A 15,584-nucleotide genomic window follows, 5' to 3' on the forward strand; every position below is an offset into this window, starting at 1 on the left:
AGGCCACAGCCTGCACCGATTTCCCGGAAAGCAACCCTACTCCTATCGCTAATAATGAAAATCCGGTTGCTTTAAGATTGCTTCTCTTCTAAAAAACGCTAATTTAACCTTAAGCAATTCTATAAGCTTCCAGTTAATGCAACCAAAAACTCTGTCATAATTTCTACGTGAGGAATATGTCCACAAGATTCGAATTCTACAATTTTAGAACCTGGTATTTTTAAAGCAGTATTTTTACCTAAAAACCTATAAAGCCCATGAATGGCCTGCTGATCTGAGCTTAAAAGCCCCTTACCAACTATCGTTTTATCCTCTTTACCAATAAAAAGAATGGTTGGCACTTTTAAATCTTTAAACTCATCTACAACAGGTTGTTCGTAAATCATGTCATAAGTTAAGGCGGCAACTTTTGCATATCTCGGAAAATCGGCACTAAATGTTACCCCGGCGGCAACATTAACCAGTGTTTCGTAATCTGGCTTCCAATAAGTAAAGTAAGAGCTCTTGTAATACTGACGAATGCTTTCTGCCGTATTTTTAAGTTCACGCTGGTATTGTTCTTCAACTGTTGATGCTGGTACAAAAGTTTTATAATCTTCTAAACCTATCGGGTTTTCCAACAATAGCTTATCCATTCTTTCAGGAAACATTAATGCAAAGCGGGTAGCTAGCATACCGCCCATGCTATGTCCTAAAATCGAAGTTTTTTGAATGCCTAAAGTATCTAGTAATTTTTTATCCCACTCGGCAAGTTGTTTAAAGCTATAGTTTATAATCGGTTTTGATGAACGACCAAACCCAATTTGATCAGGTGCAACTACTCTGAAACCAGCTCCTGCAAGGGTCCTTATTACATGCCCCCAATAATAACCACCAAAGTTTTTACCATGAAAAAGCATAACCGTTCTTCCATTTGGAGTAATTGTTGGCGCAACATCCATATAAGCCATTTTAATGTCTTGTCCTTCTATTGTAATTGGCAAATATTTAATTGGATAAGGATATTTTACATTTTCGAGATTAATGGAGAGTGTATCAATTTTCTGAGCATATAAAACTGTAAACGATAAAAACGAAAGAGTAACTAGTAAGAAAAATCTTTTCATGGTTGAATATTTTGTTGCAATGCAATTTGCTAACCTGCTCAATTTAATATTTAATTATATTAATTGGCGAAACCATAAGACGAAAAACCATGCCTATTTTAGAAATTTGCAGAATATAGTTTTATAAAGAGTAATTGTTTCAGGAACTGTATTGCTATAACCTACTCATAAAGATTTGATTATAGACAAGAAAACCATTGTGTAAAAAATAAATTTTTAAACCCCTGATACAAATCAATGCCTTTTCTGTAGAAATAAATCAACAAAACCTGAGTTCCATTTAAATGGAGCATCAGGTTTTGAGATTATAATTTTGAAATAATTTACAGTAAGTTAATTTTTCAACATCTGTTTTAGGCTTATCGCAGGCATAACTACATTGGTAGAATCAGAAAGTGAACCAGAAATTTTATTAACTTTAATATCGCTTAAGGTTACTGTAGATTTTCCATTTGTGTTAATTTTCAAATCTTCTATAAAGTATTTATCTTTTTCTGCTTTATCGCCATCAATCTCGATATTAGAATTGCCGAATGAGCTTATTTTTAATGATTGATAAATAGATCTAAATGTATGAAAATTAGACTCACTTAGCTCTAAGTCAATATTTTTAATTCCTTTACTGTCAAAAAAGTTTAATTCCTTTACCTTTTCTGTAACCAGTTTTAAGCTTCTAACATTACTATTTTCTTCAAAGCTTAAACGGTCGACATTTTTTGCAATCATCGTTAAAGAATCTGTAGAAATATCGAGCGTAAATCCATTTGCCTTTTCAATTGTTAATAGATTAACGTCATTTGTGTAAACATAAATCGTTACTGAATATGTTAATTTTTTAGGATTCTGTTTTAATTTGATTTGCAAAATTTGCTTATCATCAACATTAAAATCATACACCTGCATTAAGTCAACAGGAATTTTAATGCCAGACTTATTGCTTTTTATAATATTAAAATTTATATGTGCGTCGTTTCCATTATTTATGTTTATTGCAGAAAACGTTGGTATTTCTTTAGTTTCAAACCCCTCTAATGGCGTGTTGAAATTTTTGTTTTCTTTTAAATGCTTAAAAAAAGTGTTTTTATCCCTATAGTTCATTTTTACATTTATCGCAATAACAACAATTGGAATTATGATGAGTGAAATTGCCAGGGCAATTAATAATTTATTACTTGTTTTCATGTTCTTAAGCATTAAAATTTTCTTTAACAAATGTTTTATATTTAGTTTCAAGCTCATCAAAACCAATATTTAGTAAGTAGATGTTTCTGAATACTACAGGCAATTCCTCATCTATAAACTGTATTTTACGATAGCTTTTTACATTCTTTACAGCATCATCGGCAATGAAGAAACCAATACCTCTTTTGTTATTAATGATGTTTTTATTTTGTAAAAATTCGTAGGTGCGCATTACGGTGTTTGGGTTTACTTCCATTTCTACGGCAAGCTCCCTAACTGACGGCACTTTCTCATCGGCTTTCCACTTTTCTAACAAAATATGCTCACATACATAATCTGCTATTTGGAGGTATATCGCCTTATTATCTCTAAATTCCATATCTAATCAGTTAAAAATTAAACCTCTTTTTCTTTAAGTCTAATGTATGTTATAGCCCAAATAATTAGTGTTAAAGCAATTGTTATTAATAAAATAATCGTTAAAATGCTGTCTTTATCCTTTACATTATTATTAGATAACATACCTCGTGTTAACAATTCAGCAGATTTGGCAACGATATATATTGCTACACCTGAAAAAACCATAACAGATATAGCTGTTTTGATGTAATGGAACCTGTTAAAATAAACCGACCCTAGAAGAAATACACTAGTTACCAAAAATGGCAAAGCAAAAAAACTGACTAGAAAAGACCTGTAATTAGCATCCGTAAAGATTTGGCTCGCAATACTATCAACAGATTGAATAGTTTTTTTACTATTTCCATCAATTTTAAATTCGGTTAAGTGGGCATTTATATATTTAACAAATGCAAAATCGGTAATGTAAAACAAAATTAAGAAGCTAAGTAAACTCAGTATTGCAGTATAAAAAATGCCTCCTAAAAATTTTTCAAAAATTGAAGCTGGGGTCATCAACTCTAAAATTGCTCTAGATTTTTGTCCTAATAATGAAAAATAACTACTAGCAACAATGCTTATAAATAGAAATCCTAAAATTAGAAATAGTGGATAACGGAAACGCATATCAAGATTTCCATCGTAATCAAAATTATTAGGTTTAACAGGCGAAGGCGAATTCCAGGCATAAAACCCAATAATTACCCCAGTAACAACAAGTAAACTTATCAGGTAAATTTTCCCAAAATCTAACCATTGTCTTTTCAGCAACAGGCCGAATCGATTTATATTAAATGTATTATTCATGATTGTTAGTTAAAAAGGGGTTTAAATTTAATTTTTTCTGCAAGAATGGCATTGAATAAAAGCTCCATGTCGAGTTTGCTATCTTCGTTGTGGTAGTTTGGCATTACTGCATTGTAGCCTGATAAAGATGCTTCGGCATAAATGATGCTATCATCTAGTTCTTTAACTCTTTTGAAGGTTAATTTTTCGGTTATTTCCTCAACCGATGCTTTCAATGCAACATCGTTCTCATCAAGCATAATTACAGTATCAATCAGATTATCCAAATCTCTAACCTGATGTGTAGAAATGATTATGCAACGATCATCAGTTAATGCTGAAGCCATAATTTTTCTAAACTGAGCTTTCGATGGGATATCTAAACCATTTGTAGGTTCATCCATTATAATTAATCTGGCTTGTGTGGCTAAACCAAAGGCAATAATGAATTTTTTCTTCTGACCATAGCTCATATTAATGAGTTTATTGCTTGCCGGAATATCAAATTCCCTCAATAATTCTGCAAAATAACTGTGGTTAAATTTTTTATAAAAAGGCGCATTTGCCTTTACATAAGCATCTATCTTAACCGAAGGCAAATAAAATTCTTCGGGGATAAAACAAATTTGCTCCAGCAATTCGGGTTGTCGTTTTGCAGGATTGAAACCCATAACATCCAATGTGCCACTTTGTGCATAAACCAAACCGGCTAAGTTTTTTAGCAGTGTTGATTTACCTGCACCGTTTTTTCCAAGCAAACCGTAAATATGGCCATTGCTTAAACGCATGCTCATATTTTTAAATAATGGTTTATGCTTGCTGTATCCAAAATTAAGATTGTTAATATCTATCATACCTACTGTATTAGTTAAATAATACACTAAAGTATGTTGTATTTTTATATCATCCAAATTATTTTGGATATATTTTTATTTCTGCTGAATTATAAAGCTTATGTAAAATGTGAGTTTAATGTTTATTTCGTTAAAACATCCTTAACATGTGGATTGTATGTTTGTATAATAACGCAACATTATGGATGTAAAATGGGGATATTTAATTAGCAGGTTGGCTATTGGTTTGAGCTTCTTTGGTCATGGTTTGGTACGTTTACCAAAACTTACCGGCTTTAGCTATTGGATGATGGCACAGTTTTCTAAATCCTTTTTGCCCGAAGCATTGGTTTTGCCTTTTAGTTATGCTTTACCAATTTTAGAATTTGCATCTGGCTTGATGATTTTAGTCGGCTTGTTTACAAGACAAGGATTATTACTTGCCGGAGCCGTTTCTTTAGCACTAATTTTTGGCACAACAATGATCGAAAACTGGGAAGCTTTGCCGTCTCAACTTATCCACGTTGCATTTATATCGTTGTTATTAGCCTACCTACCGCAAAATAGTTGTGCGGTTGATAAACTTTTAAAAAAATAATTATGGAATACAGAAAAATTGGAAATTCAGATTTAGAACTCTCAGTAATTACATTTGGCGCATGGGCTGCAGGTGGCTGGATGTGGGGAAGCACTGATAGAAACGATGCCATTAATGCAATTAAAGCAGGTTACGATTTGGGTGTAACTTCGATAGATACAGCGCCAATATACGGACAAGGCGATAGTGAAGAAATTGTTGGCGACGCCATTAAAGGAATTTCCAGAGATAAAATTCAAATTTTAACCAAATTTGGTATGCGTTGGGATTTAGCCAAAGGCGATTTTGGCTTTAAGAGTAAAAACAACGATGGTAAAGAAATCGATATTTATAAATATGCAGGTAAAGAAAGTATAATTTATGAATGCGAACAATCTTTAAAGCGTCTAGGTACTGATTATATTGATTTGTATCAAATTCACTGGCCAGATTCTACTACGCCAATTAATGAAACTTTCGAAGCAGTAAGCAGACTAATCGAACAGGGAAAAGTGCGTTATGCAGGTGTTTGCAATTACAATGTTGCTGAATTAAAAGAAGCTGATAAGACTTTAGAAATTATTTCTAATCAGATTCCTTTCAGCATGGTTAATCGCGGTGTGGAAGATGAAACCGTTCCTTACTGTATCGAGAAAAATAAATCTGTTCTTGCTTACAGTCCGATGGAAAGAGGTTTGTTAACTGGCAAAATGACTAAAGATTACAAATTCGAGGAAGGCGATCATCGCCAGGGAAATCCATTTTTTAAACCAGAGAGTATTGAAAAAACCAATGCATTTTTGGCCAGGATTAAGCCTTTAGCTGATGAAAAAAATGCAACATTATCTCAATTAGTTTTACGCTGGACAGTTGAGCGTCCCGGAATAACCATTGCTTTAGCAGGTGCCAGAAACGAAAAACAATCAGTACAAAATGCAGAAGCTATTAATGTGAAATTATCTACAGAAGAAATTCAGTTTATTAATTCAGAATTGAAAACCGCTGGATTTTAATTTAACAACCGCAAAGAAAATAAACAAATTGTAAAGCAAAAAAATGGCAGGAAGGCTTATTTTTTCTTTGCGTAAACTTTGCTTTCTTTGCGGTAAACCATAAATAATATGTCTAAATTATTTTCTCCTTTTACAATAAAGGATGTTACGCTAAAAAATAGAATTGTAATCTCACCAATGTGTCAATATTCTGCTGTTGATGGTTTTGCCAACGATTGGCATTTGGTGCATCTTGGCAGTCGTGCTGTTGGTGGCGCCGGATTAATTATCCAGGAAGCTTCAGCGGTAACCGCCGAAGGCCGTATCACCTATGGCGATTTAGGTATCTGGAAAGATGAACATGTAGAAAAGTTGAAACAAATCGTTTCTTTCATCCACACAAATGGTGCAATTGCCGGTATTCAATTAGCCCATGCAGGTAGAAAAGCAAGTTGCGAATTACCCTGGAAAGGCGGCGAGCAAATCGCAGAAGGCGAAAACAGCTGGAAACCGGTTGGTCCATCGGCAATCCCATTTAAGAAAGGACAGGTTGAACCGCATGAGTTAAGCATTTCTGAAATTCAAGATATAGTTTTTGCTTTTAGAGCCGCAGCAAAACGTGCTTTAGATGCTGGTTATAAAGTTGTAGAAATTCATGCTGCACATGGTTATTTGTTACACGAATTTTTTAGCCCACTTAGTAATAAACGTAACGATGTTTATGGCGGTAGCTTCGAAAACCGAATCCGTTTGGTTATTGATGTGGCTGAAGCCGTTCAATCGGTTTGGCCAGAAAACTTACCATTATTTGTTCGCATTTCAGCTACAGATTGGACTGAAGGCGGCTGGAATGAAAATGATTCGCTCCAATTAGCAGCCGTTTTAAAAGATAGAGGTGTAGATTTAATTGATACCTCATCAGGTGGTAATGTTCCAGATGCTTTTATTCCGGCAGGCCCAAACTATCAGGTTCCCTTTGCTGATAAAATTAGAAATGAAATTGGCATTTATACTGGCGCAGTCGGTGTAATTGTAGATGCACACCAAGCTGAAGAAATTTTGGAACAAGAAAAAGCTGACCTAATCTTTATTGCCAGAGAATCGCTTCGCGATGCTTATTTCCCGACTCATGCAGCACAGATTTTAGGTGATGAAACAGAGTGGCCTAATCAATATATTAGAGCTAAAAGAGAGATTTTCAAGAAATAGAGTCTACTTTAAACTTATTGAAAACGCCATCCTTAGGGCAACATCATTAACTTAAGTCGAAAACAAAAAAATATTGTCATCTTGAGCGTAGTCGAAAGACAAATATTTTTGTTTTCGACTATAAAAAAGGTCTTCGACTCCGTTCAGGTTGACACCGAATCTGCTTAAGTTAATGACATTGATACTTAGGGATGGCCTTTTCTTGCGTTTATGGCAAGTTTACTCTATCGGGTTAGAAATAAAGTCCTGCAATCATAAGAATATTATCCAAATAACGTGGGCCAAAAATCAATAAATTAACCCGCGTTATTTGGATATGGACAAAAAACCATTAAATTAGTCCACGTTATTATTCAATTGCAATATAAATGGCCAAAATACATCAAATACCCACATTGCCATTACCACAGGATGTGGAAACAAAGGCAGTTTTGAAAAGACTTAATGCGGTTCGTGCTGCATTGGCCGCATTAAATGGAGTTGCAGAAAGTATTCCAAACGAAAGAATAATATTAAATACGCTTTCCTTACAAGAAGCAAAGGATAGCTCGGCGATTGAAAATATTGTCACAACACACGATGAGCTTTACACCAGCGATAGCATTACAAGACAATTTACAAGCCATGCAGCCAAAGAAGTTTATAATTATGCCCAGGCTCTTTTAGAGGGCTTTAATCAGGTAAGAGAAAGTGGATTAATTACAATAAATCATATTCTTAAGTTACAAGCTTTACTCGAAGAAAATGATGCTGGGTTTAGAAAAGTACCAGGAACGGCACTAAAGAATGACCAAACTGGCGAAACAGTATATACTCCGCCACAAGAATTAGATAAAATTATTGAGTTAATGGGTAATCTTGAAAACTTTATCAATGACGAAGCACTGACAGATTTAGATCCAGTTGTGAAAATGGCAATTATCCATCATCAATTTGAGAGTATACATCCTTTTTATGACGGGAATGGAAGGACGGGTAGGATTATTAATATCTTATATCTCGTAAAAGAGAATTTGCTTAAGTTGCCAATTCTTTATTTAAGTAGATATATCAACCAAAACAAATCAACCTATTACCGCTTATTGCAAGAAACCAGGGAAACCAATGATTGGGAGCCTTGGATTTTATACATGCTTGATGCTGTCGGGGAAACGGCCTTACAAACATCATTTATCATCAGAGAAATTAAAAAACTGATGGTCATTCACAAACAAAAAATTAGGTCTGAATTGCCAAAAATTTATTCGCAAGATTTAATTAACAGTCTTTTTAAACACCCTTATACAAAAATTGAATTTATAAAAAACGACCTCGGAATAGCCAGGAAAACAGCCGGCAGACACCTTGATCAGCTTTGTGAAACGGGTTTAATCACAAAAAATAAAATTGGCAAAGAAAATTACTACTTCAATAATGATTTAATTGAACTTCTAATTAACGTAAGCAGTTTAAGGAAAGAAGATGTTGAGCAAACTAGCATCGTTACCGAAAATAGCTAAACATTAACGCGGGCCAAAAATCAATAAATTAGCCCACGTTAATTTTACGTGGTCAAAAAAAGAGAAAATTAGTCCATGTAATTTTTATAAAATCCTTTCAAATTGCAGTGGTTTTAAAATGAAAACTATACTGGCAAGAAAACAATCAATACATAAAGCTTAGGTTAACATTCAAGTAAAAAGCGTGGGTTTTACATTGTGGATTTAGGTGTACTTAACAGCTGTGCAAAAAATTTGCTATTTTTGGTTAGAACCTAAACAAAAATAAATGAAAAAGATATTTCTTTTTGCAGCATTCATTACAGCAATTACAGCATGCAAACAAAGTAATCAATCAGGCAATACGGAAGCGAATAAACAGTTTGCGGCAATGTGCGAAACTTATTACCAGGATGGATTGAAATTAAATCCAATTGCAGCTACATTTATTGGTGATGAACGCTACAATGATTTATTACCTAACGATGGCTCACTAGCTTATATCCAACAAAACAAAAGCTTTAATGAACGTTATCTGGATAGTTTAAAAAATTACGACAGAGAAAGTCTTAATGCTAATGATAAGCTATCTTTCGATTACATGAAAGACCAGATTTCAATGAACATAGAAGGTTTTAAATACCATCCAGAATATCTTCCATTTAATCAAATGTTTGCATTGCCCCTAATGTTTGGTCAGTTAGGTTCTGGAACAGGTGCGCAACCTTTTAAAACGGTTAAAAATTATGAAGACTGGCTAAAACGTGCCTCGGCATTTTCGGTTTGGGCCGATACTGCAATTGGAAACTTTAAAAAAGGCGCTTCGGCTGGTATTGTACTACCGAAAGCTTTGGTGGTGAAAATGATTCCACAAATGCAAAGTATGGTGGTTGCAACGCCAGAACAAAGTTTATTTTACGGACCAGTTAAATTAATACCTTCTACATTTTCTGCAACCGAGAAGCAAAAAATTACGGAGGAGTATCGCAATGCGATATCAAATGTAATTATCCCTGCATATAAAAAATTGGGCGATTTCCTTCAAAATGAATACCTACCGAAAGCAAGAACCACATCTGGTTATTCTGCAATGCCAGGAGGCGCAGAGTGGTATGCTTATCTGGTTAGACAGCAAACTACGACCAACAAAACGCCTGAAGAAGTTTATCAAACCGGACTAAAAGAGGTTGCCAGAATAAAAGCCGAAATGGATAGCATAAAAAATCAGGTTGGATTTAAGGGCGATTTAAAAACCTTTTTCGAATACATGAAAACGGATAAAAAATTTATGCCTTATAAAAACCCCAAAGAAATACTTGATGCATTTGAAGACATTCATCAAAGAATGAAACCGAACTTGAAAAAGATGTTTGAAAGTGAGCCTAAAACACCTTTCGAAATTCGTCAAACAGAAGCTTTCAGAGCTGCTTCGGCAAGTGCAGAATATAACCAGGGCTCGGCAGATGGTAAAAGACCAGGAATATTTTATGTTCCAATTTTGGATGCAACAAAATTTAACACCACTTCAGGAATGGAGTCTCTGTTCCTTCACGAAGCAATTCCGGGTCACCATTACCAAATTTCTTTAACACAGGAGAATACTCTACTTCCAAATTTTCGTCGTTTTGGTGGGCATAATGCTTACGTAGAAGGCTGGGCACTATACTGCGAATCGCTTGGCAAGGAACTGGGTTTATATCAAGACCCTTATCAGCACATGGGCGCTTTGGGTGATGAAATGCATCGTGCTATTCGTTTGGTTGTAGATGTGGCCATTCACACGAAAAATATGACGAGAGAACAAGCTATTAAATATATGACCGATAATGAAGCAATAAGTACAGAAGGTGCAACAGCAGAAATCGAGCGTTATATGGGCATACCTGCGCAAGCTTTGGGTTATAAAACTGGCGCCATGAAAATTAGAGAGTTGCGGAATAAATATGAAAAAGAGCTAGGCAGCAAATTTAAACTGGCGGCATTTCATACGGAGGTTTTAAAAGATGGTTCTTTGCCCTTATCAGTTTTCGAAAATAAAATGAATGCTTGGGCAGAGAGTCAGAAATAGAAATCAACAAGAAACTATTTAGATTTTCTTATAAATATCATCCTAAGCGAAGTCGAAGACTTTAAATATGTTTCGACTTCGCTCAATGTGATAAGATATTGAGTTTAACAGATAAATAATTTTTTAATTGTAAACCCTTCTCTTATTACTTTGTTAATTACATAAATACTTAGTTATGGATAAAGAAAAGCTAATTCAGGAGGCATATTTAGTTTCACACATTATAGAAGAAAACGGAAATTTCCCGAACAACGCCGTTTACCCATTAATGATTTACAAAGGTGCTTTTTTGATTCATCCCGATGACACTTCTGAAGTTATCAAAACAGTTTTTGCACAAAATGGCTACTCCAATGCCTGGATAGATGGCATTTTCGATTACCATCATTACCATAGCAATACACACGAAGTTATGGGGGTATTTTGTGGCAATGCCGATGTTCAGTTTGGGGGCGAACATGGGGTTTGTATTGAATTAGATAAGGGCGACGTAGTTGTTATTCCTGCCGGAGTTGCACATAAGAAGCTAAAGGCCAGTAAAGATTTTACAGTTGTTGGTGCTTATCCTGAAGGTCTGCCCTACAATTTAAAATATGGTGAAGCGAGCGAGCGCCCAGAGGCTGATGAAGAAATAGCAAAAGTAGACAAACCAGAAAACGACCCCGTTTACGGAGCAAAAGGACATTTATTTGAGTGTTGGTATAATCGGAATTGTAAGAATGTTTAAAACTCTTTGCATTTAACCATTCAAAATTCTTTAATTTTCGGGTTTTAAATATCACACTACCTGAATAAATGAATTTTCGACATATAGTTTCTGCCTTCGCCATCTCATTAACCCTCTTTACTGCTTGTAACAGCAAAAAATCTGAAGAAAAAAAAGCTGCGGATGCAAAGATCCGCGTTAAAGAGGATGATAAAGCTGATAGCCTTTTAATTGCTTACAATCCAGCCAAAGGCGATAAATGGATTGCCAACTTCGTTGATAACCTCCATAAAAAATATGGTTTCAATGGAAATATGCTTGTGGCGAAGGACGGAAAAATTCTTTATGAAAAAGCTATTGGCTGGGCTGATTACCTGCATCGCGATAGCCTTAAAATAAATTCAGAATTTGAACTTGCTTCGATTACCAAAACCTTTACCGGAACGGCAATTATGCAACTAGTCGAGGCTGGTAAACTCTCATTAAATGATGATGTTAAAAAATTCTATCCAAATTTCCCTTACAACGGCATTACCGTAAAACTTTTGCTAAGCCATCGTAGCGGTATGATGAATTATGTTTATTTCATTGACGATATCTGGAGGAAAGAAAAACGTCCGATGAAAAAAGGTGTAACCAATCAGGATGTGATGAATGTTATCGCTGAGAAAAAGCCTAATCCGTATACGAAACCAGATAACCGTTTTCATTACAACAATTCAAACTTTATGGTTTTGGGCGCAATTATAGAAAAAGTTACGGGTCAGCGTTATTCGCAATACATGATGGAACATGTTTTTAAACCCGCCGGATTAAAACATACCCACGTTTACAGCACTTCGGAGTATGAAAAAATACCTGTTGATGTTGTTGGGCACGACAGAACCTGGAAATATTCGGTTGCGCAAAACTTTTTAGATGGACCTGTTGGCGACAAGGGAATTTACAGTACCATACATGATTTAGTACTGTTTGATAAATACTTAAAAAATGGAAGACTTTTATCAAAAAAGAGTTTAGATTCTGCTTATGTTGGGCGAAACAAACCCGTAAACGGTCACTTTAATTACGGTTACGGCTGGAGACTTTTTGAAGGTGATAAAATGGATAGAGTTGTTTACCACACAGGTTGGTGGCACGGTTTCCGACACATTTATGTTCGCGATTTAGATAAAAATATTGTTATTATTTTCTTAGGCAATTTAACAAATGGCAGTTTAATGCACCTGGATGACTTATACAAGCATTTTAATATGCCAATTATTCGCAAAGGAGCTTATCACGGCAATGGAAGTTTGCCAGGTAGTGATGAGGATTAAAGCATAGATACTGGTAATATGGCTAAAAATAAATAATCCATCAAGCTTTCAATCTAGGCATCTTGGAAAACCTAAGTACTCCATGAGTCTGTCTCAAAATTGATTTTGAATTACTGTTAGCAGAATAATATTTTGAGCGGTCGTCATTCCCGTGAAAACGAGAATCGTAAAGCGATAGAAAGGTTATGAAATAAAAGCCTATTAAAGCATTAGGATGCCCAGTCAAGATGAGCATGACGATACCGCCAAATTAAATCTTTTACAATAGCTGAATTTTTATTGTGATACATAATCATTCATTCGCTTAGTTCAACTACTGCTGGTGTCATTTATATTGATTTTGTGAAATAAATTAATCCTCAAGATTACATTTTCTTCTGAAGTATTTAGCAAAACAGGCGACTGCTCTGTCCTATTCAGGAGGAACCTGCTTTTCTTAAAAAAATTACAAAAACTAAAAACAAATAGCTTTAATTTCGTTTTATAATAAAACAGTTAATATTATGTTCGATAAGTTATTTGCGGCACAACAAAAGGCCGAAGAAATTAAGAAACGCCTGGATACAATTTCGGTATTTGGCGAGGTAGAAAATGGTGCTATAAAAATTACGGCAACGGCAAATAAGGTAATTACAGCTGTAGCAATTGATGAAGAATTCTTAAAAAATGCAGATAAAGAAGAGCTTGAAGAACTTTTACTTACTGCAATAAATAAAGCTCTTGCAAATGCAGAAGAAGTAAGCGCTACTGAAATGCAGGCTTCGGCAAAAGATATGCTTGGGGGTTTGGGCGGCATGTTCGGTCAATAGACTAAAGCAAGCACAAGAAATATTCCTTTTCACAATTTTAAATCCCGATATTATGAAATTTACATATTACGGTCAATCATGTTTTTTGCTCGAAACAGCGAGTAAAAAACTTTTATTCGACCCATTTATTACGCATAACCCATTAGCTAAAGATATTGATGTTAAAGCAATTGAAGCCGACTATATTTTAGTAAGCCACGGTCATGGCGACCACGTTGCAGATTTGGTAATGCTGGCAAAGCAAACAGGTGCAACCGTTATTGCTATGCCTGAGGTTGCCGAATGGGCTAAAAACCAAGGTGTAGAAAAGTTTCATGAAATGAATTTTGGCAAGTTCACATTCGACTGGGGAACAGTTAGAATGGTTGTTGCTACGCACTCTTCTAGTTTGCCCGATGGTAGTTATGGTGGCAACCCTGCTGGCTTTGTTTTAGAAGTTGATGGAAAACAAATTTACTTTGCAGGCGATACTGGCTTAACCATCGAAATGAAGGTTTTAGCAGATATTTATAATTTAGATTACGCCATTTTGCCCATTGGCGGAAATTATACAATGGATATTGATGATGCAATAGTTGCGACGAGATATTTTGATTGCAATAAAGTTATTGGCGTACACTATAATACATTCCCGGTTATAGAGATTGATACTGAAGTAGCAATTGATAAATTTAAGCGTGAAAACAAAACTTTATTATTGCCAGCAATTGGCGAAACAATAGCGCTTTAAAACAAAAAAAGGTCCCAACTTTACGTCGGGACCTTTCGAATTATAAACCTAAACCTAATTCTTTTTATTTGCTTTGTAACGCATATCTGCTGTACCATCTTTTTTAGTTGGCCCTGCAACCTTAGTTACTGCTTTACCTTTATTTTCTTTAAAACGCATATCAGGCGTTCCGTCTGCTTTCATTTTTGAAGTTGTTGCAGTAGTTTTAGCCTCTACTTTTTTAGCTTCCATTTTAGTTGCTGCCTTTGCAGGAGCTACAGTAGTTTTCACCTCTTTTTTTACTGCTTTTTTAGCTGGAGTTGCTGTAGCAGGTGTTTGAGCAAATGCCGTTGTTAAACCAAATGCTGCGATTGCGATTAAACTCAATAATTTTTTCATGTCTTTTAGATTTTTTTAGTTATCATGAATCTTCTTCGTTTCACTTCGAGGTTTCATTTCCCTAATTTTTTAACTCGTTTATTTGTTTATATAAAATTGATTAATTGGGATGAAGATTTAATGAAGATAGGAATAATAATTATTTGATTTTAATTCACGCTAAAACTTATATTGAGCGTTTGTTTCATATCCACTGGTTTGCCATCTTCAGTAGCAGGAATCCATCTGGGCGAATTCATTACAACTCTTCGGGCTTCATCTGTGAGGGCGTAGCCTGGTGAAGATATAACTTTAAAATCTTTTGGTTTCCCTTCTTTATCAATTGTGATCATAAAATAAACTTTACCTGTTAGCCCCATCTTTAGCGCCTCTTTTGGGTATTGTATATTTCTACCCAAATATTGGTAAAATACTTTCATCCCTCCAGGGAATTGAGGAGGCGTTAGGTTTAGCATTTTAACTGCATTTGTATTAGGGCTTGTTAAAACGCCATCTTTAAAAATTTTAATTGATTTTAGCTCGCCATCTTCTCCAAACAGTTTCCATTCGCCTGTCATTTTTCCCTCCGAATAATTTCCCTGTTCCATTATTTTACCATTAACGTAATAAGAAGTAAAAGAACCGTTTAAAATATTTTGCACATACGTTTCGGTTTCCATAATTTGCCCTTCGGGATAATTTCTAGTCCACAAGCCTGTTTTATTATTTCTTAAATAAGAACCAAAAAGATTTATCTTCCCATTTTGATATTCTATATATGGACCGTTTAATACGCTTAAATTTTCATTTGCAAACGTTTCCTTTTTAACTAAAATAAGGTTTTTGTCAGAGGTTGTTCTTACCCAACTAGTGCTATCACCCCTGTAAACCTTATAAATGTTAACAGCCTTATCTAATTTTTTAACCTCTTTACCACCAATATTGGTATAGCTGTATAAAGTGTCGCTCTGCTGAGCAAAAACCGATAAAGAGATTAAACTCAAAACGAAAAATACTATCTTTTTCATATCCT

General features: G+C 34.9%; 16 protein-coding genes. 9 read left to right on the top strand and 7 right to left on the bottom strand.

Annotated features, from left to right (window positions below):
- Nucleotides 1–119: 119 nt before the first annotated feature.
- The 5 genes from ACFOUY_RS21335 to ACFOUY_RS21355 form a co-directional block, all read right to left on the bottom strand.
- A complete protein-coding gene (locus tag ACFOUY_RS21335; RefSeq protein WP_378963316.1) occupies nucleotides 120–1,106 on the bottom strand; it encodes an alpha/beta fold hydrolase in 987 nt (328 codons plus the stop codon).
- 333 nt (nucleotides 1,107–1,439) lie between these two features.
- Complete coding sequence (locus ACFOUY_RS21340; RefSeq protein WP_378963318.1) at nucleotides 1,440–2,288, bottom strand: hypothetical protein; 849 nt, start codon at nucleotides 2,286–2,288, stop codon at nucleotides 1,440–1,442.
- 4 nt (nucleotides 2,289–2,292) lie between these two features.
- Nucleotides 2,293–2,667 carry a GntR family transcriptional regulator gene (locus ACFOUY_RS21345; protein ID WP_378963319.1) on the bottom strand — a complete coding sequence of 125 codons (375 nt, stop codon included), beginning with the start codon at nucleotides 2,665–2,667 and terminating at the stop codon, nucleotides 2,293–2,295.
- Between the two features lie 17 nt (nucleotides 2,668–2,684).
- Nucleotides 2,685–3,494: a hypothetical protein gene (locus ACFOUY_RS21350; RefSeq protein WP_378963320.1), complete on the bottom strand. Its 810-nt coding sequence runs from the start codon at nucleotides 3,492–3,494 to the stop codon at nucleotides 2,685–2,687.
- A 5-nt stretch (nucleotides 3,495–3,499) separates the two neighbouring features.
- Nucleotides 3,500–4,327 (bottom strand): ABC transporter ATP-binding protein, encoded by an 828-nt coding sequence (locus ACFOUY_RS21355; RefSeq protein ID WP_378963321.1) that lies wholly within the window; start codon nucleotides 4,325–4,327, stop codon nucleotides 3,500–3,502.
- 181 nt (nucleotides 4,328–4,508) lie between these two features.
- On the opposite strand from ACFOUY_RS21355, the gene ACFOUY_RS21360 reads away from it, so the two are divergent.
- From ACFOUY_RS21360 to ACFOUY_RS21400, 9 genes are all read left to right on the top strand, one after another.
- A complete protein-coding gene (locus ACFOUY_RS21360; protein WP_378963322.1) occupies nucleotides 4,509–4,904 on the top strand; it encodes a DoxX family protein in 396 nt (131 codons plus the stop codon).
- Nucleotides 4,905–4,906: 2 nt separating this feature from the next.
- Nucleotides 4,907–5,896, top strand: a complete 990-nt coding sequence (locus ACFOUY_RS21365) for an aldo/keto reductase (RefSeq protein WP_378963323.1) — start codon at nucleotides 4,907–4,909, stop codon at nucleotides 5,894–5,896.
- A gap of 108 nt (nucleotides 5,897–6,004) precedes the next feature.
- A complete protein-coding gene (locus tag ACFOUY_RS21370) occupies nucleotides 6,005–7,084 on the top strand; it encodes an NADH:flavin oxidoreductase/NADH oxidase (protein ID WP_378963324.1) in 1,080 nt (359 codons plus the stop codon).
- A gap of 368 nt (nucleotides 7,085–7,452) precedes the next feature.
- Entirely contained in the window at nucleotides 7,453–8,583 is a 1,131-nt protein-coding gene (locus ACFOUY_RS21375) for a Fic family protein (protein ID WP_378963325.1), read from the top strand.
- A gap of 268 nt (nucleotides 8,584–8,851) precedes the next feature.
- Nucleotides 8,852–10,630, top strand: a complete 1,779-nt coding sequence (locus ACFOUY_RS21380; protein ID WP_378963326.1) for a DUF885 domain-containing protein — start codon at nucleotides 8,852–8,854, stop codon at nucleotides 10,628–10,630.
- Nucleotides 10,631–10,805: 175 nt separating this feature from the next.
- Nucleotides 10,806–11,357, top strand: a complete 552-nt coding sequence (locus tag ACFOUY_RS21385; RefSeq protein WP_378963327.1) for a cupin domain-containing protein — start codon at nucleotides 10,806–10,808, stop codon at nucleotides 11,355–11,357.
- A 68-nt stretch (nucleotides 11,358–11,425) separates the two neighbouring features.
- Nucleotides 11,426–12,655: a serine hydrolase domain-containing protein gene (locus ACFOUY_RS21390; RefSeq protein ID WP_378963328.1), complete on the top strand. Its 1,230-nt coding sequence runs from the start codon at nucleotides 11,426–11,428 to the stop codon at nucleotides 12,653–12,655.
- A 503-nt stretch (nucleotides 12,656–13,158) separates the two neighbouring features.
- The gene (locus tag ACFOUY_RS21395; protein WP_378963329.1) at nucleotides 13,159–13,464 is read left to right on the top strand and encodes a YbaB/EbfC family nucleoid-associated protein; all 306 of its coding nucleotides are present in this window, start codon (nucleotides 13,159–13,161) and stop codon (nucleotides 13,462–13,464) included.
- A gap of 52 nt (nucleotides 13,465–13,516) precedes the next feature.
- Entirely contained in the window at nucleotides 13,517–14,194 is a 678-nt protein-coding gene (locus ACFOUY_RS21400) for a metal-dependent hydrolase (protein ID WP_378963330.1), read from the top strand.
- A gap of 54 nt (nucleotides 14,195–14,248) precedes the next feature.
- Here ACFOUY_RS21400 and ACFOUY_RS21405 read toward each other — a convergent pair whose 3' ends face one another.
- Nucleotides 14,249–14,572, bottom strand: a complete 324-nt coding sequence (locus ACFOUY_RS21405; protein ID WP_378963331.1) for a hypothetical protein — start codon at nucleotides 14,570–14,572, stop codon at nucleotides 14,249–14,251.
- A gap of 149 nt (nucleotides 14,573–14,721) precedes the next feature.
- Nucleotides 14,722–15,579, bottom strand: a complete 858-nt coding sequence (locus tag ACFOUY_RS21410) for a TonB family protein (RefSeq protein ID WP_378963332.1) — start codon at nucleotides 15,577–15,579, stop codon at nucleotides 14,722–14,724.
- Between the last annotated feature and the right edge of the window lie 5 nt (nucleotides 15,580–15,584).

The organism is Pedobacter jamesrossensis, assembly GCF_042650905.1.
Taxonomy (GTDB): Bacteria; Bacteroidota; Bacteroidia; order Sphingobacteriales; family Sphingobacteriaceae; genus Pedobacter; species Pedobacter jamesrossensis.

Coding starts and splice junctions, on each gene's coding strand:
- ACFOUY_RS21335 (WP_378963316.1), bottom strand. CDS start 1,106: ATGAAAAGATTTTTCTTACTAGTTACTCTTTCGTTTTTATCGTTTACA.
- ACFOUY_RS21340 (WP_378963318.1), bottom strand. CDS start 2,288: ATGAAAACAAGTAATAAATTATTAATTGCCCTGGCAATTTCACTCATC.
- ACFOUY_RS21345 (WP_378963319.1), bottom strand. CDS start 2,667: ATGGAATTTAGAGATAATAAGGCGATATACCTCCAAATAGCAGATTAT.
- ACFOUY_RS21350 (WP_378963320.1), bottom strand. CDS start 3,494: ATGAATAATACATTTAATATAAATCGATTCGGCCTGTTGCTGAAAAGA.
- ACFOUY_RS21355 (WP_378963321.1), bottom strand. CDS start 4,327: ATGATAGATATTAACAATCTTAATTTTGGATACAGCAAGCATAAACCA.
- ACFOUY_RS21360 (WP_378963322.1), top strand. CDS start 4,509: ATGGATGTAAAATGGGGATATTTAATTAGCAGGTTGGCTATTGGTTTG.
- ACFOUY_RS21365 (WP_378963323.1), top strand. CDS start 4,907: ATGGAATACAGAAAAATTGGAAATTCAGATTTAGAACTCTCAGTAATT.
- ACFOUY_RS21370 (WP_378963324.1), top strand. CDS start 6,005: ATGTCTAAATTATTTTCTCCTTTTACAATAAAGGATGTTACGCTAAAA.
- ACFOUY_RS21375 (WP_378963325.1), top strand. CDS start 7,453: ATGGCCAAAATACATCAAATACCCACATTGCCATTACCACAGGATGTG.
- ACFOUY_RS21380 (WP_378963326.1), top strand. CDS start 8,852: ATGAAAAAGATATTTCTTTTTGCAGCATTCATTACAGCAATTACAGCA.
- ACFOUY_RS21385 (WP_378963327.1), top strand. CDS start 10,806: ATGGATAAAGAAAAGCTAATTCAGGAGGCATATTTAGTTTCACACATT.
- ACFOUY_RS21390 (WP_378963328.1), top strand. CDS start 11,426: ATGAATTTTCGACATATAGTTTCTGCCTTCGCCATCTCATTAACCCTC.
- ACFOUY_RS21395 (WP_378963329.1), top strand. CDS start 13,159: ATGTTCGATAAGTTATTTGCGGCACAACAAAAGGCCGAAGAAATTAAG.
- ACFOUY_RS21400 (WP_378963330.1), top strand. CDS start 13,517: ATGAAATTTACATATTACGGTCAATCATGTTTTTTGCTCGAAACAGCG.
- ACFOUY_RS21405 (WP_378963331.1), bottom strand. CDS start 14,572: ATGAAAAAATTATTGAGTTTAATCGCAATCGCAGCATTTGGTTTAACA.
- ACFOUY_RS21410 (WP_378963332.1), bottom strand. CDS start 15,579: ATGAAAAAGATAGTATTTTTCGTTTTGAGTTTAATCTCTTTATCGGTT.